The sequence below is a fragment of the Mesorhizobium sp. C268A genome (genome assembly GCF_040324475.1).
In the GTDB taxonomy this organism is placed as follows: Bacteria; Pseudomonadota; Alphaproteobacteria; order Rhizobiales; family Rhizobiaceae; genus Mesorhizobium.
On record NZ_JAMYVX010000001.1, the window covers coordinates 4,447,933 to 4,466,823 of the forward strand.

18 protein-coding genes are annotated in these 18,891 nt (G+C 65.3%); 8 read left to right on the plus strand and 10 right to left on the minus strand.

The window, feature by feature from the left end:
* Positions 1-128: 128 nt before the first annotated feature.
* The 4 genes from NKL06_RS21715 (at position 129) to NKL06_RS21730 (ending at position 3,617) form a co-directional block, all read left to right on the plus strand.
* Positions 129-1,277 (plus strand): amidohydrolase, encoded by a 1,149-nt coding sequence (locus NKL06_RS21715; protein ID WP_023691922.1) that lies wholly within the window; start codon positions 129-131, stop codon positions 1,275-1,277.
* A gap of 88 nt (positions 1,278-1,365) precedes the next feature.
* Entirely contained in the window at positions 1,366-1,725 is a 360-nt protein-coding gene (locus NKL06_RS21720; protein WP_023691921.1) for a hypothetical protein, read from the plus strand.
* 105 nt (positions 1,726-1,830) lie between these two features.
* Complete coding sequence (locus NKL06_RS21725) at positions 1,831-2,706, plus strand: alpha-1,2-fucosyltransferase (protein WP_023691920.1); 876 nt, start codon at positions 1,831-1,833, stop codon at positions 2,704-2,706.
* Positions 2,703-3,617, plus strand: coding sequence for a glycosyltransferase family protein (locus NKL06_RS21730; protein ID WP_023691919.1), 915 nt, complete (start codon positions 2,703-2,705; stop codon positions 3,615-3,617). Before NKL06_RS21725 ends, NKL06_RS21730 begins: the two co-directional genes overlap by 4 nt.
* On the opposite strand, the gene NKL06_RS21735 is transcribed toward NKL06_RS21730, so the two are convergent.
* Both NKL06_RS21735 and NKL06_RS21740 read right to left on the minus strand, forming a co-directional pair.
* Positions 3,601-4,812 (minus strand): cytochrome P450, encoded by a 1,212-nt coding sequence (locus tag NKL06_RS21735; protein ID WP_023686529.1) that lies wholly within the window; start codon positions 4,810-4,812, stop codon positions 3,601-3,603. The genes NKL06_RS21730 and NKL06_RS21735 overlap by 17 nt on opposite strands.
* A gap of 13 nt (positions 4,813-4,825) precedes the next feature.
* Positions 4,826-5,494, minus strand: a complete 669-nt coding sequence (locus NKL06_RS21740; RefSeq protein ID WP_031202403.1) for a GNAT family N-acetyltransferase — start codon at positions 5,492-5,494, stop codon at positions 4,826-4,828.
* 198 nt (positions 5,495-5,692) lie between these two features.
* Here NKL06_RS21740 and NKL06_RS21745 point away from each other — a divergent pair, with 198 nt between their 5' ends.
* Both NKL06_RS21745 and NKL06_RS21750 read left to right on the plus strand, forming a co-directional pair.
* The gene (locus NKL06_RS21745; protein WP_023686527.1) at positions 5,693-6,685 is read left to right on the plus strand and encodes a hypothetical protein; all 993 of its coding nucleotides are present in this window, start codon (positions 5,693-5,695) and stop codon (positions 6,683-6,685) included.
* Positions 6,686-6,845: 160 nt separating this feature from the next.
* On the plus strand, positions 6,846-7,286 hold the full coding sequence (locus tag NKL06_RS21750) for a lipid-binding SYLF domain-containing protein (RefSeq protein WP_023686526.1): 441 nt from the start codon (positions 6,846-6,848) through the stop codon (positions 7,284-7,286).
* 268 nt (positions 7,287-7,554) lie between these two features.
* Here NKL06_RS21750 and NKL06_RS21755 read toward each other — a convergent pair whose 3' ends face one another.
* From NKL06_RS21755 to NKL06_RS21790, 8 genes are all read right to left on the minus strand, one after another.
* Entirely contained in the window at positions 7,555-8,535 is a 981-nt protein-coding gene (locus NKL06_RS21755; RefSeq protein WP_023691918.1) for an ABC transporter permease, read from the minus strand.
* A 262-nt stretch (positions 8,536-8,797) separates the two neighbouring features.
* A complete protein-coding gene (locus NKL06_RS21760; protein WP_023691917.1) occupies positions 8,798-9,769 on the minus strand; it encodes an ABC transporter permease in 972 nt (323 codons plus the stop codon).
* The gene (locus tag NKL06_RS21765; protein WP_023691916.1) at positions 9,766-11,316 is read right to left on the minus strand and encodes a sugar ABC transporter ATP-binding protein; all 1,551 of its coding nucleotides are present in this window, start codon (positions 11,314-11,316) and stop codon (positions 9,766-9,768) included. Before NKL06_RS21765 ends, NKL06_RS21760 begins: the two co-directional genes overlap by 4 nt.
* Before the next feature lie 278 nt (positions 11,317-11,594).
* Entirely contained in the window at positions 11,595-12,629 is a 1,035-nt protein-coding gene (locus NKL06_RS21770) for an ABC transporter substrate-binding protein (RefSeq protein ID WP_023683115.1), read from the minus strand.
* A gap of 77 nt (positions 12,630-12,706) precedes the next feature.
* On the minus strand, positions 12,707-13,621 hold the full coding sequence (locus tag NKL06_RS21775; RefSeq protein ID WP_023807220.1) for a sugar phosphate isomerase/epimerase family protein: 915 nt from the start codon (positions 13,619-13,621) through the stop codon (positions 12,707-12,709).
* Positions 13,622-13,643: 22 nt separating this feature from the next.
* Positions 13,644-15,179 (minus strand): mannitol dehydrogenase family protein, encoded by a 1,536-nt coding sequence (locus NKL06_RS21780; protein WP_023691915.1) that lies wholly within the window; start codon positions 15,177-15,179, stop codon positions 13,644-13,646.
* A complete protein-coding gene (locus NKL06_RS21785) occupies positions 15,176-15,958 on the minus strand; it encodes an SDR family oxidoreductase (protein ID WP_023691914.1) in 783 nt (260 codons plus the stop codon). Before NKL06_RS21785 ends, NKL06_RS21780 begins: the two co-directional genes overlap by 4 nt.
* 79 nt (positions 15,959-16,037) lie before the next feature.
* Positions 16,038-16,925 (minus strand): MurR/RpiR family transcriptional regulator, encoded by an 888-nt coding sequence (locus NKL06_RS21790; protein WP_023691913.1) that lies wholly within the window; start codon positions 16,923-16,925, stop codon positions 16,038-16,040.
* Between the two features lie 302 nt (positions 16,926-17,227).
* Between NKL06_RS21790 and NKL06_RS21795 the strand changes: the two genes are divergently transcribed.
* Positions 17,228-18,412 carry a Gfo/Idh/MocA family protein gene (locus NKL06_RS21795; RefSeq protein ID WP_023691912.1) on the plus strand — a complete coding sequence of 395 codons (1,185 nt, stop codon included), beginning with the start codon at positions 17,228-17,230 and terminating at the stop codon, positions 18,410-18,412.
* A gap of 227 nt (positions 18,413-18,639) precedes the next feature.
* Entirely contained in the window at positions 18,640-18,891 is a 252-nt protein-coding gene (locus NKL06_RS21800; RefSeq protein WP_023683121.1) for a hypothetical protein, read from the plus strand.

Sequence of the window (18,891 nt, forward strand, 5' to 3'; positions counted from 1 at the left end):
ATGGGATGTCGTCATCTACGCTCACACAAGACAGGCAGATGGACCAGTGGAATTGATCAGCATGGCACGGCGTGAGAAAAACCCTATCGTGTTTGTGTAACCTGCAGCACCAAAGCGGAGCCCAAGCCATGACCCTCACCAATCGCGATATCATCGAGCTGACGGCATGGCGCCGCAAGCTGCACCAAAACCCGGAGATCTCCAACGAGGAAGAACAGACCGCCAAGGAAGTCGTCAGCTTCCTCGCCGATACAGGGCCGGACAAGGTACTGACCGGCCTCGGCGGTCATGGCGTGGCGGCGGTCTATGACAGCGGCCAGGCGGGACCGACGGTGCTGTTCCGCTCGGAGAGCGATGCGCTGCCGATCGAGGAGCTTTCGGGCGTCGAGCATGCCTCGCAGGTGCCGGGAAAATCGCATATGTGCGGCCATGACGGCCACACCGCGATCCTGGCCGCACTTGGCCGTCAGCTCGGACGAGAACGGCCGGCGCGCGGCCGCGTCGTCTTGATGTTCCAGCCGGCGGAGGAGACCGGCAATGGTGCCGCCGGCGTCGTCGCCGATCCACGCTTTGGCGAGATCGCGCCGGACTTCGCCTTCTCGCTGCACAATCTGCCGGGCGTGCCGTTCGGCGAGGTGCGGCTCAAGCCCGGCGTGGTCAACTGCGCCTCGCGCGGCATCCGCATCGTGCTGGAGGGCAAGACCGCGCATTCCTCCATGCCCGAAACCGGCGTGTCGCCGATGCCGGCGATCAGCCAGCTGATGCCGACGCTTCCGGCACTGGGGCGCGGCACCTTTGCCGACGATGATTTCAGCATGGTCACCGTCACCCATGCGACGATGGGCGAGGCCGTGTTCGGCATCGCGCCCGGCTACGCCGAGGTGTGGGCGACGCTGCGTACAAGGCGCGACGAGCGCATGGCGGAACTGGTCGCGGCGGCGGAAGCGTTGGCCACCAGGATCGCGGCCGAGCACCACCTTTCCGTGCGCTGCGACTATCACGAGATCTTCGTCGCCAGCGTCAACGCTCCAGACGCGGTGGAACATCTCAACCGCGCGCTGGACGAAGAGGGCGTCGCGCGCAGCGAGGAAGCCTTGCCGATGCGCGCTTCGGAAGATTTTGGCATCTTCGGCCACAAGGCGAGGTCGGCGATGTTCTTCCTCGGCGCGGGCGAGCGCACCCCGTCATTGCACAATCCCGATTATGATTTTCCCGACGATCTGATCCCGATCGGTTCGAAGATCTTCATGCGCACGGCGCGCAACCTGCTGGGGTGAGCGGCCCTGCAAAATCCGCATCCTGGAGCTGCCTTTTTCCCGCTGGAATCGTCTTGTAGTCGCCTCCTACATTAGGAGGGGCTTGCGGATGAGAATTGCAATGGTCGTCGCGTTGACTGCGACAGTGGCAGGGTGCGTATCGTCTCCGGTCCAGTATGGAGCCTCGCTCTCGACCCAAGACCCGAAATGGGCGACGCCGGAATGCCAGCAGGCCCGCACCGATGCCATGAATTACGACGCGCGCGAGAAGGAGCATCCGGGATGGGCCGCCGGCGTCGTGCTGGGGCCCTACAGCATGGGCCTCGTGGCGGCCATCAAGGAGAACGAGCAGAAGCAGCGAAGGCTGCTCGCACGCGAGGTGCATTTGCAGTGCTCAAGCCTGCCCTTGCCGAGGGATCTGGACTTCGATCCAAAGATCTACGCGCCAAAGCCGACGCATTACCCCTGAGGGTGGCTTGCCGGCGGCGATCATGATGCGCCCTTGGCGTCAGAGGCCAGTCGACCGGCCCGCGCAGCTCGGGTAACAATGACCGTCTTTGGCGAAAGGGGTCCAATGCGGCAAGTGCCCATCGTGATGCAGCCGTTTGGCGGCATGGCGAACAAGATGTTCCAGTACATGTTTTGCCATGTGCTGGCGAAGCGTATCCCCGGTGGCTATGTCTGCGACGCCGACCTGCCGGAATGGTCCATTGCCAGGGTGCGGCCGCCTTTGTTCTGGAAATACCGGCTGCTTCGGGTCGACGGCTATCACCGCTACGACCTCGACGGGATCATAGCCGCGTTCCGCGACAGGCGGGCGCGGAGCATCCGCTTCAAGGGCTTCGCGCAGCGGCTGGGTTATTATGACCGGGACGAGGTCTCCGGGCTGTTCGACGGGCGTGCCGTCGCCGCGCCGACCCATGGCGACGATTTTCTCGTCATCCATGTGCGGGCCGGCGACATCCTCGACGGCTTCCACCGCAACTATTGCCCGATGCCATTCGGCTTCTTCGAGACGCTCATCAAGGATAGCGGCCGCAAGCCGGTCTTCGTCGGCCAGACCCATGACGACAACGATTATTGCCGGCGCCTGCGTCAGCGTTTTCCCGATGCTGTCTTCGCGCCGAAGGCGTCGCCATTGACCGATTTCGAGACGCTGCGCCGGGCGAGCCATCTCGTCACGGGGGTGAGCAGCTTCTCCTGGCTGGCCGGTTGGTTGTCTTCGGCGCGGACGATCCATCTGCCGGTGGCCGGCATATTCGACCGGTGCATCAGGCCGGATATCGACCTGCTGCCCCTTGACGACCCACGCTATCGGTTCCACCAGTTCGACATGGGCGACTGGACGGGCTCTTCGGAGCAGCTTGCGGCATTTTATGGCGATGCGATCCCGTTCCGGCAGGTCGAGCCTCAAGCAGCAGCGGGTGGCGCGGGGAAAGCGTTGCGATGAGAATTCCGTTTTCCGTCAACAGGCCGGTGATCTGCGCGATCATGAAGCTGGAGCAGCCCTATGTGATCGAGTGGGTCGCCTGGCACAAGCTGCATGGCTTCGACCTGATGATCGCCGACAACTGCAGCGCCGGACCGCAGACGGCGGTGCTCCAGGCGTTGCGCGATGCCGGCTGGATTCGGCTGGTCGACTGGCGACACGACACGGTGCTGCCGCAGCGGCGGGCCTATTCCTATCTTTACTGGCAGGCATTGCTCCACGGCTATCGCTATCTGGGCTTCATGGACGCCGACGAGTTCCTCGAGCCGCTCGACGCGCCGCCCTGGAGCGGAGCCGAACTGGTCCGCTCGCTTTTGAGCCGCCCGGGCGTGCGCAGCGTCGCCTTTCGCTGGGTGAATTTCGGCAGCGACGGCAAAGAGGCCTATGACGACGAACTGGTGACGGTGCGGTTTCAAAGGCGCGGCACGCATGACGCCCCGACCGCGCGCTGGAAGAAGTCGTTTGCCCGCGTGTCCTCGGTGCTGCGCAAGGCGCTGCGGGATCCCGGGCAGTTCATGCCGCACCCGCACGGTTTCCGCATCTCGCTGCGCAGGACGCTGGTCGACGGCATGACGCTCGACAAGCACCCGGCGGCCATGCCGATGGAATGGAAGATCGGCTGGATCCGCCACTATGCCGTGAAATCGAGGCAGGAACTGGCCGACAAGCATGCCCGCGGCGGCGGCTTCACGCCGTCGAGCGAGGCGCCGTCGCTGGACGAGTACCGGGTATCGAGAGATCAGAACGATATTCTCGATCCGCTCGACGATGCGACGGTGGGCGCCTTGCGGGCAAAGGTTTCGGAAATCGTCAGGTCGCTCGACCCGGCGGTCATCCCCCAGACGCGGCCGCTTTTCACGCAGCGGGGTTGAGGATCAGCGGCGCGGTAGCCATGCCATGAAACGACATCGAGGCGCGGCGCTCGGCATTTGCGGCATCGAGCCGCCATCCGGGCGCACGGGTGAACAGGGCTTCTATCATCGCCGCGATCTCGATACGGGCGACATGCTGCCCGAGGCAGACATGCAGGCCGGTGCCGAAGGTCATCGACATGGTTGGCGGGCGCGTGAGGTCCAGCCGGTCGCCATCGGCGAAGACGGCATCGTCGCGATTGCCGCTGCCGAGCACCGGCACGACCGCTTCGCCAGCCGCAATCCTGACGTCGCCGAGGTCGATGTCCTGCGCCGCGATGCGGGCGACGGCGTATTGCACCGAGGCGCCATAGCGCAGCAGTTCGGCCGCCGCGCTGCTCCAGTCGACAGCGCCGCGCTCGAGCAGCGCGCGCTGTTCGGGAAAGCGATCCAGCGCAACAATTGCGTTGCCGAGAGCGTCGACGACAGTCTCCTGTCCGGCAAACAGCATGAAGACGATGTTGGCCACCATGTCCCCGCGCGACCAGCGGCCTTGCGCAACCTCCCGCACCATGCCGGCAACCATTCCGTCCGGCCGGTAGGCCTGTCGAGCCAGCCGCTCCTCGACAAAAGCCTGGCATTCGCGATAAGCCTCGGCGCTTGCTGCCGGCGGCTGCGCTCTTCGCAGGTCGAATGCGCTGGCCATGCGGCGGGTCACCGATTTCAACGCCCAAGGGTCCTCGATCTCGATGCCGAGGATTTCCTGCAGCAGCCAGAAGGACACCGGCACGGCGAGCCCGGCGACGGCGTCGACGCGGCCATCCGCCAGCGCACGCTCGACCAGCTCGTGGCTCAGCGCGCGAAGACCTTGCGTCAGAGCTTCGATGGCCGGCCGTGAGAAAAAGCCAGCGACCGGCCGGCGCAAGGCGCCATGCTGAGGCGGATCGGCGAGCAGCACCGAGCGGCTGAGCAGAGCCATGGGCGCATGGTCGACGAGCTTGCGGCGGACCTCTTCATATGTACCCGGCGGCGCCTGAAGAAGAGCGGGATGCTTCAGCGCGCCCGACACCAGCTCATGGCTGAACACATAATGCGCGTCGGCCAGCTCGGGATAGGGCGCGACGCCGCGCGCAATGCCGCCGGCGGCGCGCATGCGGGCGAAATGCGGAAACGGGTCGTCGCCGAGCGCGAACGGATCGAAATGCGGAGCTGTCATGACGGCTCGAATCTCATGCCTTGAGATTCTTGGCTGAAATGACCCTGAAGCCGCCTGACGTGGCGTCCTGCGGGAAGAAGTCCGGCATGACGTAGAGGAACTCGCATCCGTAGACGCGGTAGTGCATGCGCAGCAGCGGATCGCGGATGATCTCTTCCAGCGGCGGTCTTGTGCCGGTCTGGTTCCAGCGGTCGATGGTGGCGCGGAACCGCGCATCGGCCTTGACATGATCATACTCTTCGCCCGAGGAGCCGGCATAGGACGAGCAGCGGCCATCGCCGATCAGCCAGCTGGCGCCCAGGCGGCGGCCGTGGCTCTCCATCTCCTTCAAGAGCCGCACCGCCGTGTTGGAGCCGCGATGGCTCGGCCGGACGCAGAGATTGTAGGCGTAAAGTGCGTAAACCGGCTCGCTGCGCGGCAGCGATGCATAGGCATCGAAATTCCTGGGGAAATCGGCGCGCACCAGCGGATCCTGGCTGGTCTCGGTAAAGCAGATGGTGCCAGCAAGCAGATCGCCATCGATCGCGCCGAACATGGTGTGTCCAAGTGCCAGCCGGTGGCGGATGGTCGTTTCGCTCGCCTGCAGCGGTGCGGCCCAGGCGGCAGCCTCAAGCTCCATCAGCAAAGGGATGTCTTCCAGGTCTAACCGGCGGATGGGTATCGCAACATCGTCTAAATTCATGTGTCGGCTGCCTCGACTTCTAACGCGTTGATGGCGCATGGCAGTTTCTTGCCAATGCGGTTTGCAGCTTCACGGAAACGTCAACCTGTTCTATCTCCTGTTTGACGCATGCCGGATCGAGAACCATTTCACGGCTTTCACAAGCCTGTCTAATTATCATGGTTCCCCTTTGCAATTACATACGGACAACGGAAACGCATGATATTTTACGTCGCGCACCGGGAGCACGCCTACACGCAGGCGGTGGTGCTTCTGTATCACCGGACTGACCTGGAGGCGTGGTTCCGGCTGGTGCGCTACGAGGATGCCGGGCTGCTGCGCGGCGTTCGCGCCGGGGTGGTCATCTGGTCCGACATGGACCGGCTGACATCGGACGAATTGAGCCGCGCGGCCGGCATCAGCGCCGAACTGGCTGACAACACCGGCCTGACGCAGCTCAATCACCCGACCGCCAGCCTGCAGCGCTTCGACCTGCTGCGCCTGCTTCATGCCGACGGCAGCAACGCTTTTCGTGTGTTCAGGCCGGACGAGCTGGAAGAGGCGATACGCTATCCCGTTTTCATCCGCGACGAGACGGGCGCACTCTACAGGGAGCCGCCGCTGCTGCACGACCGGCCGGCGCTGGACGCCGCGATCGCCCGGCTGGACGGTAGCGATCTGGTGCGGCCGATGGTGGTGGAGATGATCGGCACCCCCGGAATGGACGGTTATTTCAGGAAGTACGCGGCGTTTCGGGTCGGCGATACGATCTACGGCCAGCATTGCGCCATGTCGAAATCGTGGTTCGTCAAGAATTCGCCCGAGCAATTGCTGCCGGCGCATATCGAAGAAATCAGGACCTATGTCGATACGAATCCTGACGCCAATGCGGTCATGCAGGTCTTCGAAAAAGCCCGCATGCAGTATGGCCGCATCGACTACACTTTCGTGGACGGCAGGCTTGTAGTGTTCGAGATCAACAGCAACCCCACCGTGCTCAGCGACCCGCCGACGCCGTTCGCCATCTATGACCCCAAGCCCTTTGCCGATCTTCAGGCCGACGCGCTGCTCGCGCTGCCGCAGGCTACCGAGGCGGACTCGCTGGCTGCAATCGACACCGCCCACCAGTCGGCGCTGGCCAAGTTGCGGCGCCATTACCAGATGAGGCGGTTGAAGTTAACGCTGCGAAAAGTGCTCAGGAAGAGGAAATAGCCGCCGCCTCCTCCGCAACCCGAAAGTACACCACGTCACGTTTCGTCGGATCTTGTCACAGCCTGCCTGGAACCAAATCACGGGCTAGATTGTTCAAGTTGGTTACGACGCCGACGAGCCCTGCCGGTTGGGTGAGCGGCGCACTTGAGGAGCTCCCACCATGACCATCTCGTCCAGCTTTCGTTCGCTCGCGGTTGCGGCCATCACAACTGTGTCCGTCAGCGCTGCCAGCGCCGCGCATGCCGATAGCGGCACGATCCGCTTTGCCGTCTACAAGGCGGCCTTCTTCGTCGGCGGTTCCGGCGGCGAGGGGACGCTGACCTTCCACGGCCGCTCCTATCCCATCACGATCGGCGGCGTTTCGGGCGGCTTCGCCTTCGGGGTTTCCAAGACCTATTTCCGGGGCACCGTGCGCCATATCCGCAGGGTGCGGGATGCGACCGGGGTTTATGGCGCGGCCGGCGGTGGCGGCGCGCTCGGCAAGGGGGCGCAGGTGATCGTCATGACCAACGACAAGGGCGCCCAGCTCGAGCTTACGGGCCGGCAGGTGGGCCTGCAGGTGAATGCGGATTTGAGCGGGATGGCGATTTCGTTGAAGTAGGAGGGCGGGCGAGCTCTGGGTGGGCACAGGCGCCCAGGGTGATGGCAATCGCTTAGGGTGCCCCCCACTCCGTCTCGGCTTCGCCGAGCCACCTCTACCCCACATTCGTGGGGGAGAGGAAACGCTAATTTTCGAGGTTGCGGCCTCGACAGTGTTGAGTTTTTTCTTCGCTCGAAAAGCTTGGCATTTCCTCTCCCCCACGGACGTGGGGGTAGAGGTGGCTCGGCGAAGCCGAGACGGAGTGGGGGCTGGCGCTGGCCTCGGCCCCCTACCGCTCCTCCACAATCCGCAAATACGCCGCCGTCACGAACAGCACGATCAGCCCGAACAAGATCCGCCGTGCCCCCTCCGGCATCTGCAGGATGGTCAGCAGCGTCGTCAGCACGGTCAGGATCAGGGCGCCGATGATGGTGCCGGTGTAGCCGCCGCGGCCGCCGAAGATGGAGGTGCCGCCGATGACGGCGGCGGCGACCGAGGGCAGCACCAGCGGTTCGGCGAGCGACAGCGACGGCGCCTTGATCAGGCCGATATAGAGCAGGCCGGTGATGCCGGCGAGCACGCTGGAGGTGACGTAGAGCGCGGTGATGACCTGCCAGTATTGCACGCCCGACAGGCGGGTCGCGCGCTCATTGTCGCCGACGGCGTAGAGCAGGCGGCCGAAGCCGGTGCGGGCGAGCGTGAAGACGATGAGGGCGGCGAGCGGCACGAACAAAAGCAGCGCGTTGGGGAAGCCCCATGTCACGCCGGTGCCGAGCCAAGCCAGGAAGTCGGGGATTTTTGCGCCCGACGCGATCACCGTGCGCTGGTAGACCTGCAGGCAGCCGGTGCCGATCAGGCTGGTGCCCAGCGTCATGATCAGCGGGTGGACGCGGAAGACACCGACGCCGATGCCGTTGACGAGGCCGATCAGCACCGCCGGCATCATCGCCAGCAGGAACGCCACCGCCGGGTCCTGGTTGACCACTTGCGTCGCCATGATGAAGGCGCTCATCGTTGCCACCGTGCCGACCGACAGGTCGATGCCGCCGGTCAGCATGGTCATGGTCTGGCATCCCGCGAGGATCGCCAGCGGGATGGCGAATTTGATGGTGTTGGCGATCCAGCGCTCGTTGACGATGCCGGGGCGCAGGACCTGCAGGATCACGACCAGGATGGCGAGCAGGACGATCAGCGGGATGAGCGGGCGATCGGCCATGAAGCGCTTTATGCGGCGGCCGAAGGGGACGGCGGTGATGGCGGCGGTGCTCATGGGGCGGCTCTTGCTCGCGATGAGGTTTGCAAGGTGCGGCAAGTTGGTGAGGACAGTGCTCTACGGCGCCCCCCTCTGGCCTGCCGGCCATCTCCCCCACTTGTGGGGAGATTGGCAGCTTCAGCGCCTCGCTCATTCTTGCAAGGTTGGAGATTGGCGAAGGTCGTCGCGACATCCAATCTCCCCCCTTGTGGGGGAGATGTCCGGCAGGACAGAGGGGGGCGCGAAGGAACGCCGACGTCTCTCTGCGACAGCACACCCATCATTGCCGCCCCCGCATGGTGATAAACGCCCCGAACATCACCACCGCCACCATGATCAGCCCTTCAATAATCGCGGTGACATTCGGGTCGATGGCGAGCAGCGTCAGGTCGGTGCGCACCAGCCTCAACACGAAGACGGCGACGATGGGGCCGAGCAGGCCGCCCTTGCCGCCGCCGAGCGCGACGCCGCCCAGCACCACGGCGGCGACGCTGGCGAGCAGATAGGGGCCGGGGATGGGGGCGCCGATGCCGGTGCTCATGGTCAGCGCCAGGCCGCCAAAGGCGGCGAACAGGCCGGACAGCGCATAGGCGATGATGCGGGTGCGCTTGACCGGCACGCCGGAGCGAAACCCCGCCAGTTCGCTGGAGCCGATGGCGTAGATGGAGAGGCCGAGGCGCGAGCGCCTGAGCGGTATCCAGATGACGCAGAGGCAGACGATCAGCACCAGCAGGGCCTTGGGCAGCCAGGCGTCTATGGCGTCGGGCAGGCCGGGGATCGGCACGGTGCCGGAGATCAGCGCCTTCAGCCATTCGGCGATGCCGCCGCCCGGCGTGTCGAGCACCAGCAGGGCGGCGCCCTGCAGCACGAACAGCATGGCGAGGGTGACGACAATGTCGGGCACGCGGGTGACGACGATGAGCAGGCCGTTGAGCGCGCCGAGCACGAAACCCATGGCGAGCACGAAGGGCACCACGAACAGCGCGTATTCCTCGCTCGCGCCATTCATCATCGACGCCGCGGTGACGCTGGTCAGCGCCATCATGGCGGCGACCGACAGATCGATGCCGCCGGCGATGACGACCACCGTCTGCGCGGCGACTGCGAAGGCATAGGGCAGAACGGCTCGGGCGAGCGAGCCGAAATCATTGCTGCCATAGGCCGGCTGGATGATCCTGGTGGTGATGAACAGGACGATGAGCAGGGCGAACAGGCCGACGACCCAGCCTTGGCGGCGCAGGAAATGGCTCATGGCGCGGCCTCCGGCGAAGCCGAAGTGTTCGCGGTCGGATCAGCCAATATGCCGATATCGGCCTTGGCGCCGCGCGGCAGGCCGTAGGCGGCGCGCATCAGCGCCGGCTCGTCGGCGTCCTCGACCGGAAAAATGTCGACCAGGCGGCCGCCGAAGATGACGATGACGCGGTCGCAGACGCGCTGCACCTCTTCGAGTTCCGAGGTGTAGAACAGCACCGACTTGCCGTTGCCGGCGAGTTCGCGCAGCAGCTTGTAGATCTCCTGCTTGGTGCCGACATCGATGCCGCGCGTCGGGTCGAAGCACAGGATGGTGCGGGCATCCGCCGCGATCCAGCGGGCGATGGTCACCTTCTGCTGATTGCCCCCGGACAGGCGCTGCACTTCGCCCTGGGCGCGGGTGTCGATCTGCAGCCGCTCGATGGCGCTGAGCACGGTCGCGCGCTCGCGGCGCATGTTGATCGGCCCCCAGTTGCGCAAGGCAGCGCTGAAAGGCAGCGCGATGTTTTCGCGCACCGAGCGCTGCATGGCGAGCGCTTCCGAGCGGTCGCCCGGCACATAGGCAATGCCGGCGCGGATGGCGTCGATCGGGTGGGCGAATTTCACTGGCTGGCCATCGACTTCGATCGTGCCGCCGGAGGGCCGGATCGAGCCGGCAAGGGCGGCGAACAATTCGTCCTGGCCCTGGCCTTCGAGCGCCACGACGCCGGCGACTTCGCCGTCGGCGAGATCGAAGGAGACGTCGCTGAGCTTGGCGCCGACGCGGAGATTGCGCACGGAGATGCGCGGCCGGGCAGCTGCGGGCGCGGCCTTCTCGGCGGCGCTGCGGGCGGCGACATGAGTTTTCACGATGCGGGTGCCGAGCATCAGCTCGACGATCTTTTCCTCGACTCCGGGTACGATGTCGACGACACCGACGGTCTCGCCGTCGCGCAGCACGGTGGCGCGGTCGCACAGTGCGGAGATTTCGACGAAGCGGTGCGAGATGAAGATCACGGCGCGACCGGCATCGCCCTGGCGGCGCACCACTTCCAGCACTTTTTCGGCGAGGTTGGCGGGCAGGGCCGCCGTCATCTCGTCGAGCAGCAGCACGTCCGGCTCGACGGCGAGCGCCCGCGCCAGGTCGAGCACGCGCAGCACGGCCAGCGGAATGTCGCGCGCGGTGTCGCGCAGATCGAGGTCGGTGATGCCGAGCTCGCGCACCCAGGCGCGGAACGGCTCGACCGGCGTGCCGGTGAGCCTGAGATTGGAGAGAACGTCGAGATCGGGGATTAGCGACGGCTCCTGGTAGACCGGCAGCAGCCCGGCGCGGCGCGCGGCGGCGGGCGAGCGAATGTCGCGCGCCTCGCCACGGATCAGGATGCGGCCGGAGTTCGCCGGAATGGCGCCGGTCAGGATCTTCACCAGCGTCGACTTGCCGGCGCCGTTGGCGCCCATCAGCGCGTGGACCTCGCCCGGCAGCACGGAGAGCGACGCGTTGCGAAGCGCTGCAACCGCGCCGTAGTTCTTGGCGACGCCGGTGGCGTCGAGGAGGGGGCTGGTGGTCAACTGGTTTGTTGTCAAAATTGATGGTTCCAGAAAATAATGTCGGCGCTCTACTGCGCCCCCCTCTGTCCTGCCGGACATCTCCCCCACAGGTGGGGAGATTGGCAGTTCCGGCGCCGCCCCTCGTCTTGCGACGTAGAAAATTAGCGAAAGCCGAGATGACAGCCAATCTCCCCACCTGTGGGGGAGATGTCCGGCAGGACAGAGGGGGCGCCGTAGAGCGCTAGTCTGTGTGACGAGGACGGTCGTTCGCCGTCCTCGCCAGTTCATTCAAACCAGGCTTACTCCCCCGGCCCCTTGCAGGCCACGATCTGGTCCTTCGTGTAGGTCGTCCACTCCGGGATCGAGATCGAGACCGGCCATTCCGGGCTGAGCGACGGATCGGCGGCTGCCTTCAGCTTGGCCTTGCCTTCGTCGGTGGCGTTGTCCCAAAGCTGCGGGTCGACCAGCACGGTCTGCTGCGCCGGCTTCTTGCCGTCGAGGATCTGCAGCGCCAGCGTCACGCCCGCGCCGCCGATCGAGCCGGGGTTGGTGACGGCTGCACCGACGAGACCTTTCACCGAGCTCAGCTGGCCGACGAAGCCGGCATTGTCGGCGCCGACCACCGGCACCAGCGGCGCCTGCGATTCGACCAGCGCGTCGACGATGACGTTGTCGATGCCCGACGTCCACACGCCGTTGAACGGCGTGCCGGTGGCCAGGAACGACAGCATCTGCTGCTTGGCCTGATCCTGCTGCCAGCCGGTGAAGACTTCCTGCGCCACCTTCACGCCGGGGTTTTCGGCCAGCGCCTTCTTGAAGCCTTTGTCGCGATCGCTGTCGGCCGAGGCGCCGGCGGCGCCGCGCATGTAGAACACTTCGCCCTTGCCGCCCATCTGCTGGAACAGCCATTTGGCGCCGAGATAGGCATACTGTTCCTGGTTGTTGGAGATGATGTAGGCCGACGGTTCGGTCACCGCCTGGTCGACGGCAACGACGACGATGCCGGCCTTGGTGGCTTCTTCCAGGCCCGCCTTGATGCCGGCGGGATCAGCGGGGTTGACGACGATGGCGTCGACCTTGGCGCTGATCAGATTGCGGATGTCTTCGAGCTGGCCGGCGGCATCGGTGTTGCGGTGGGCGATGTTGAGCTTCGTCACTTCGCCCGAAGCCAGCGCCTGCGCCTTCATGGCGCAGACCATTTCCTCGCGCCAGCCATTGCCCTGCACGGTGTTGGAAATGCCGATCGTATATTTGGCTTCGGCCGACGACACGCCCATCGATGCCAGCAAGGCAGCGCCCGCAAGCAACGGGACCATGGTCAGTATTTTCTTCATGTCAGTACTCCTCCACATTGTTGTTTTTCGTCTCAGGGCCAGACCCTTCGGCAGGATCGGACCAAGTCATTACCTCGTCATTTGACGAAGGGACGCAGCACGTCGCGGGCGAGCAGGAAGCCCCGCTTCACCGCATCGTCGTTGCCTTCGAACCGCCTGTCCTCATGTTCGATGATGACCGAGCCGTCATAGCCGGCGCGGTAGAGGCCGGAGAAGAAGCCGCTCCAGTCGACATCGCCCAATCCCGGCATGCGCGGCACCTGCCAGCCTATCCCGGCGGAAAGGATTCCGCGCTCATACAAACCATCATGATCGATCATCAAATCCTTGGCGTGGACATGCAGCATGTAGGGGCCGAACTCCCGGATGAAACGGCCCTGGTCGATCATTTGCCAGACCAGGTGCGAGGGGTCGAAATTCATGCCGACCTCGCCGCCCCAGGTTTCGAGGATGCGCCGCCAGACCAGCGGCGAATAGGCGATGTTGTGCCCGCCCGGCCATTCGTCATAGCTGAAGATCATCGGGCAGTTCTCGAAGGCGAGTTTTACCCCGTGATCGCGCGCATAGGCGACGGTCTCGGGCCAGACTTTCAGCGCGTCCTGCCAGTTGACGTCGACGGTCTTCGAGGCATCGCCACCGCAGAAGGTGTTGACCACCGGCACGCCCATATTGGCGGCCAGCACGATGACCTTCTTCAGATGGCCGATGACGGCCTCGCGATGGGCAGGGTCCGGATGCAGTGGGTTGGGGTAGTAGCCGAGGCCGGAGACCGTCAGCTTCTTTTCCGTCAGCGAGGCGACGATCTCCTTGGCCTGCGCGGGCGAGGTGGAGGCGGCGTCGATATGGCTGGTGCCGGCATAGCGCCGCGTCGCGCCGGAGGTCTTCGGCCAGCAGGCGATTTCCAGCGCCTCGAAGCCGGCCGAGTGCGCCCAGCCGGCGACCTCGCCAAGCGGCGTCTCCGCAAACGGTGCTGTAAGCACTCCTAGTTTCATTCTGCCTCCCTAGACCCGACGACTATAATGCCGATTGTTTGGATCGCTTCAACCTCGCGACCTCATCTTGTTCAAGACTGTGCCGGACAGCCGCCATCGGATCGTCCGACAGCAGGTCGCCCAGCGCCGATGTGACGGCCGCGCGGAACGTATCGTCGGCGGCAAGGCCGGGGTCGAATATCCCGTCGATGGCAAGGATGGCGGACACCAGCGCGCTGGCATCGTGACCGGTCGCGTCGGCGATTGCGGCGACCTTGCCGGCATAGGGGTCCGACACCGGCCAGCGTCTGCCGAAACGTCCCGAGGCCTGGATCAGATAGGCCATCCAGCCGGCGACCGGCACCGACAGCAGCCCGATGCTTTGGCCCTGGCTCAGCCGGTCGCGGATCGGGTTGAGCAGGCGCTGGACGATCTTCTGCGAACCGTCGGTCGCGACCTGGTGGTTGCGGTGGCGGATCGCGGTGTTCTTCAGCCGGGCAAGGCTCTGCTCGACATAGGCGAGCGGCAGGACGCCGGATACCGGCATCAGCGTCGGCACAGTCTCCTCGACCAGCATGCGCCTGATGAAGTCCGACAGCAGCGGGTTGGCTATGGCATCCGATGTGTGCTCGAGCCCGGCCAGCACGCCGAGCGTAGCCAGTGTCGTCTGGGCGCCGTTCAGCACCCGCATCTTGAGATGCTCGAACGGCGTGACGTCGTCGACGAAGGTGGCGCCGACCAGATCCCAGCGCGGCATGCGGCCGGCGAATTTTTCCTCGATCACCCACTGCCGGAACGGCTCACCGACAGCGACGGCGGCATCGTGGTAGCCGAACCATTGTTCGACACTATCGAGGTCATCCTGCGTCACCGCCGGCGCAATGCGGTCGACCATGGCCGAGGGGAATGCGACGTTGGCCGCGATCCAATCGGCCAGCCCATTGCCGCGCGGTTCGGCAAAGCTGCGCACGACGTTGCCGAGGATGACGCCATTGGCCGGAATGTTGTCGCAGGACAGCAGCGTCAGCGGCCGCCCATGCGTGGCCCGGCGCTGCTCCAGCGCCCGCACCAACAGGCCGGGCACGCTGCGCGGCGTCTCGGGGTTGGCGAGGTCATGGACGATATCAGGGTGGCCGAGGTCGAGTTCGCCGCTGGACGGGATGTGGCAATAGCCTTTTTCGGTCACCGTCATCGTCACTAGCTCGATATCGGGTGAGATCAGCACGCCGAGCGCCGGTGCCGCACTCTCCTGGCTGTCGACCACCCGGACGATGCTGCCGATGACGCGCGCCTCGATGTGGCTGTTCTCGCGGATCAGCCTTGTGTAGAGCCCGCCCTGCCGTCCCAGCGTGTCGGCAAGGCTGGGCGGACGGATGTTGATGCCGACGATGCCCCAGCGGTCGAAGCGCAGCGAGATGAGATCGTCGGTGTATTCGGCCTGATGGCAGCGATGGAAAGCGCCGACGCCGAGATGCGCCATGCCGGGCGCCAGGAGCATACGGTCATAGGACGGTGTCTGGACCGAGGCCGGCAAGCGGTCGAGCAGCGCCGGCCCAAGCGTTTCGGTGGAGGCGCTCACCGGTTCGCCCCGATCACCGCCTGCTCCTGGTCGATGACCGCGCCGGTCATCGGGCCGGCGGCGTCGGACAGCAGGAAGACGGCGAGGCTGGCGATGTCGTCCGGCGTCAGCAACCGGCCGAAAGGCTGCGCGGCATTGGCCTTCTCAAGCCAGCCAGGGCCGTTGCCCAAAGTCTCCGCCTGCATGATGCGTTCGGCCGGCGTGTCCGTCCAACCGACATTGATGCCGTTGACGCGGATGCGGTCGAAACGGTGGGCGTTGGCGGCGTTCCTGGTCAGCGTCGCCAGCGCGCCCTTGGTGGCGGAATAGACGGCAAGCTCCGGCGAGCCGCAATGGGCATTGATCGACAGGATGTTGAGAATGGCGCCACCTTGGCCGCGCTGCTTCATGTCGGCAATCGCCGCCTGCATCAGGAAGAACGGCGCGCGCGCATTGACGGCAAACAGCGCCGCCCAATCGTCGAGGCTGGCGTCGAGGAAAGAGGCGCGATCGGTCAGGCCGGCGGCGTTGACCAGCGCATCGATGCGGCCGAAGCGCTCGATGCAGGCCTGCGCCAGAAGGGTGGGGGCGTCAGCATCGGCAAGGTCGGCGGCGACGAAGATGGTCGGCGTGCCCAATTGCGAAAGCTCGGCCGCCACGGCCTCGCCACGCGCCCTCTCGCGCCCGGTGACCAGCAGCCCGGCGGCACCGGAACGCGCCAGCGTCTCGGCAATGGCGCGGCCAATGCCTTGCGTCGACCCGGTGACCAGAGCCACCTTGCCGTCAAGCCGGATCTCCATTCCTCCTCCCGGGAATAAAGTTTCTATTTTGAGAAATATGGAACGGCAATTCCCGATTGTCAATTGGACCAGTGACGCCTCATTCGTCGCGCCGCGCCGCCACGCCATGGACCAGCGCCATCCCAACGGCGAGCGAGGCCGCCAGTGAGCGGAAGCCGGCAAAGTCGGATTCCACCACTTCCAGCCAGCTGTCCGAGAGCGGGATCAGCGGGCTGAAGGTGCTGTCGGTGACGGTGACGATACGCGCCTTGCGCTCATGCGCCACCGCGACGAGATCGGGCGTGATCGAATTGTAGGGGCTGAAGGAGACAGCGAGCACGGCATCCCGGCCGCCGATGCAGCCGATCTGGTCGAGTGCCGAGGACCCGACATTGTCGACCAGCACGTTGCGCACGCCTTGTTGCGAGAGCGTCAGCGAGAGATAGGCGGTGACGGGAAAGGCGCGCTTGGAGCCGATGACATAGATCAGCTCGGCCGCCGCCAGCAGCGCCACCATCTTGTCGAAACTCTCGACGTCGAAGCCGGTCTCGATGCGGCCCAGCGAGGCCTGCGATGCGCCGACCATGCCGTGCAGGAAATGCAGATTTGGCTCGGTCTCGGTGCGCGGTTCGCCGCGCCCTTCCGGCCATGAGCCCTTGATGTGCTCCTTGAACAGGCCCTGGAAATCGGAAAAGCCGGAATAGCCGAAGATCTGGGCAAAGCGCACCAGCGTCGAGGGCTGCACGCCGGCCTGTGCCGCAACCTGCGCGATGGTGCCGAGCGCGACGTCGCTCGGGTGCTGCCACAGGAAGATCGCCACCTGGCGCAGCCGCTTGGGGAAGTGCACCGTGCCCGACGACAGCACGGCGCGCAGCTCCTCATAGGTCTGCGGCTGGATGTAGCCGAGCGCGGCCAGAGAGCGCCCGCGCTTGCGCGTCGCCGCCTCGTCGGTGCTGGACCGTGCGGATGCCTTGCTTGCCCCACTCATGATTTCAGGCTAGCGCGATACGATCGTTTTACAATATGAAAATTGGAAATCATGTTCGAAAGTGTGACTGATGCGAGCGGTCAAAAGCAGCGCTCTACGGCGCCCCCCTCTGTCCTGCCGGACATCTCCCCCACGGGTGGGGAGATTGGCAGTTTCGCCTTCGGCGCCCTCTTGCGACGTCTGAGATTGGCAAAGGCCGCTGTGGTGCCTGATCTCCCCCCTCGTGGGGGAGATGTCCGGTAGGACAGAGGGGGGCGGCGACAGAACTCGACGACGGCAAAACTGTCTTCCCAGGAGGAAACATGGTCTACGCAACATCGGACGGATGGGCGGGCAAGCGGCTGCGGGTCGGCATGGTCGGCGGCGGCCGCAACGCTTTCATCGGCGCGGTGCATCGGCTCGCCATGCGCCTCGACGACCAGATCGTGCTGGTCGCCGGCGCGCTGTCGTCGGACCCGGAAAACGCCGCCGCATCGGCCGCCGAGATCGGCATCGCGCCGGATCGCAGCTATGCCGACTATCGCGAGATGGCGCGAACCGAAGCAGCGCGGCCGGACGGCATCGAGGCGGTGGTCATCGTCACGCCCAACCATCTGCACGCGCCGATCGCCACGGCCTTTCTCGAGGCCGGCATCGACGTCATCTGCGACAAGCCGCTGTCGACGACGCTGGATGAGGCCGAGGCGCTGGTGGCGCTGGCGCGGGAGAAAAAGCGTCGCTTCGTCGTCACGCTCAACAACACCGGCTACGCCATGGTCCGCCAGGCGCGTGAGATGGTGGCGGCGGGCGCGCTTGGCCGCATAGTGTCCGTGCATGGCGCCTACATCCAGGACTGGCTGACGAAGCCGATCGACGCCGAGGGCCAGAAGCAGGCGGAGTGGCGCACCGATCCGGCGCGCGCTGGGCAGTCGGCGGTGCTGGCCGATATCGGCGTGCATGCCTTCAACCTGGCAAGCTATATCTCCGGCTGCGAGGCTGAAGCCGTGTCGGCGGATCTGTTCACCGCCGTGCCGGGACGGCGGCTCGACGACAATGCGCATGTGCTGGTGCGCTGGACCGGCGCGGCGCGCGGCACGATCCTGGCCAGCCAGACGTCGCCCGGCCACTACAACGATCTCTCCGTGCGCATCTATGGCGACAAAGCCGGCCTAGAATGGTCGGGCGGCCGGCCGGAGGAACTGCGCTTTTCCGTCTATGGCGAGGAAACCCGCACGCTGGTGCGCGGGGGCCATGGCTCGACGGCGGAGGCCCAGCGCGTGTCGCGCATGCCGGCGGCACATCCGGAAGGCTATATCGAGGCCTTCGCCAATTTCTACCGCGACGCCGCTGATATCATTCGCGCCCATCGCTCTGGTGGGGTGGTGGATGCGGCGCGCGCGGCGCAGGTGCCCGATGTGGTGGAGGGCGCGCGCGGGGTGAAGTTTGTTGCGGCGGCGGTGGAGTCGGATGCGGCTGGTGGGGCTTGGACGGCGGCAAGGTTCGGGTGAGGACGGGAGCTGCCGTGTTTCAGCGGTAGAAGCAATCACCTGGGGGACTGGCGTTGCCCTAAGGGATTGACCTGCCGAAGGCGCTACCGCCGCCGCAGCAGACCTGGCAGCGGCGGGGCGCCAAGTACTCTTCGGTCGCTTTACTGGGCAAAACACTGCTACGCATGTGTTAATCATGATATCGGTTGTTCATTGTCAGAGCATCGGCCCAGCCGTATTCGGTAACAATGCGCAACTTGTCTCTCTTCCTTGCTGCCAGCCTCGGCTGCCTCGTTCTCTCGGCGGTTTCCTTCGGCGCTCCGCAAGGCCTGCTCGTCACCCTGTTCCCGGACAGCAATGCAGCGAAGGTGGCGCAGTGCAGAAGCCTTCTCAAAATCCGTTTCGACACGGGCGAATGGCCGGACAAGGGCGCGGCTGACTACATGCGCTACGACGAGTGCTACTATCTGATCTGTGGCGGAACCAGGCCGAGCGCTTGA

Excerpts from the sequence above, each read along its gene's own strand:
- NKL06_RS21715 (WP_023691922.1), top strand. The coding sequence starts at position 129 with ATGACCCTCACCAATCGCGATATCATCGAGCTGACGGCATGGCGCCGC.
- NKL06_RS21720 (WP_023691921.1), top strand. The coding sequence starts at position 1,366 with ATGAGAATTGCAATGGTCGTCGCGTTGACTGCGACAGTGGCAGGGTGC.
- NKL06_RS21725 (WP_023691920.1), top strand. The coding sequence starts at position 1,831 with ATGCGGCAAGTGCCCATCGTGATGCAGCCGTTTGGCGGCATGGCGAAC.
- NKL06_RS21730 (WP_023691919.1), top strand. The coding sequence starts at position 2,703 with ATGAGAATTCCGTTTTCCGTCAACAGGCCGGTGATCTGCGCGATCATG.
- NKL06_RS21735 (WP_023686529.1), bottom strand. The coding sequence starts at position 4,812 with ATGACAGCTCCGCATTTCGATCCGTTCGCGCTCGGCGACGACCCGTTT.
- NKL06_RS21740 (WP_031202403.1), bottom strand. The coding sequence starts at position 5,494 with ATGAATTTAGACGATGTTGCGATACCCATCCGCCGGTTAGACCTGGAA.
- NKL06_RS21745 (WP_023686527.1), top strand. The coding sequence starts at position 5,693 with ATGATATTTTACGTCGCGCACCGGGAGCACGCCTACACGCAGGCGGTG.
- NKL06_RS21750 (WP_023686526.1), top strand. The coding sequence starts at position 6,846 with ATGACCATCTCGTCCAGCTTTCGTTCGCTCGCGGTTGCGGCCATCACA.
- NKL06_RS21755 (WP_023691918.1), bottom strand. The coding sequence starts at position 8,535 with ATGAGCACCGCCGCCATCACCGCCGTCCCCTTCGGCCGCCGCATAAAG.
- NKL06_RS21760 (WP_023691917.1), bottom strand. The coding sequence starts at position 9,769 with ATGAGCCATTTCCTGCGCCGCCAAGGCTGGGTCGTCGGCCTGTTCGCC.
- NKL06_RS21770 (WP_023683115.1), bottom strand. The coding sequence starts at position 12,629 with ATGAAGAAAATACTGACCATGGTCCCGTTGCTTGCGGGCGCTGCCTTG.
- NKL06_RS21775 (WP_023807220.1), bottom strand. The coding sequence starts at position 13,621 with ATGAAACTAGGAGTGCTTACAGCACCGTTTGCGGAGACGCCGCTTGGC.
- NKL06_RS21785 (WP_023691914.1), bottom strand. The coding sequence starts at position 15,958 with ATGGAGATCCGGCTTGACGGCAAGGTGGCTCTGGTCACCGGGTCGACG.
- NKL06_RS21790 (WP_023691913.1), bottom strand. The coding sequence starts at position 16,925 with ATGAGTGGGGCAAGCAAGGCATCCGCACGGTCCAGCACCGACGAGGCG.
- NKL06_RS21795 (WP_023691912.1), top strand. The coding sequence starts at position 17,228 with ATGGTCTACGCAACATCGGACGGATGGGCGGGCAAGCGGCTGCGGGTC.
- NKL06_RS21800 (WP_023683121.1), top strand. The coding sequence starts at position 18,640 with ATGCGCAACTTGTCTCTCTTCCTTGCTGCCAGCCTCGGCTGCCTCGTT.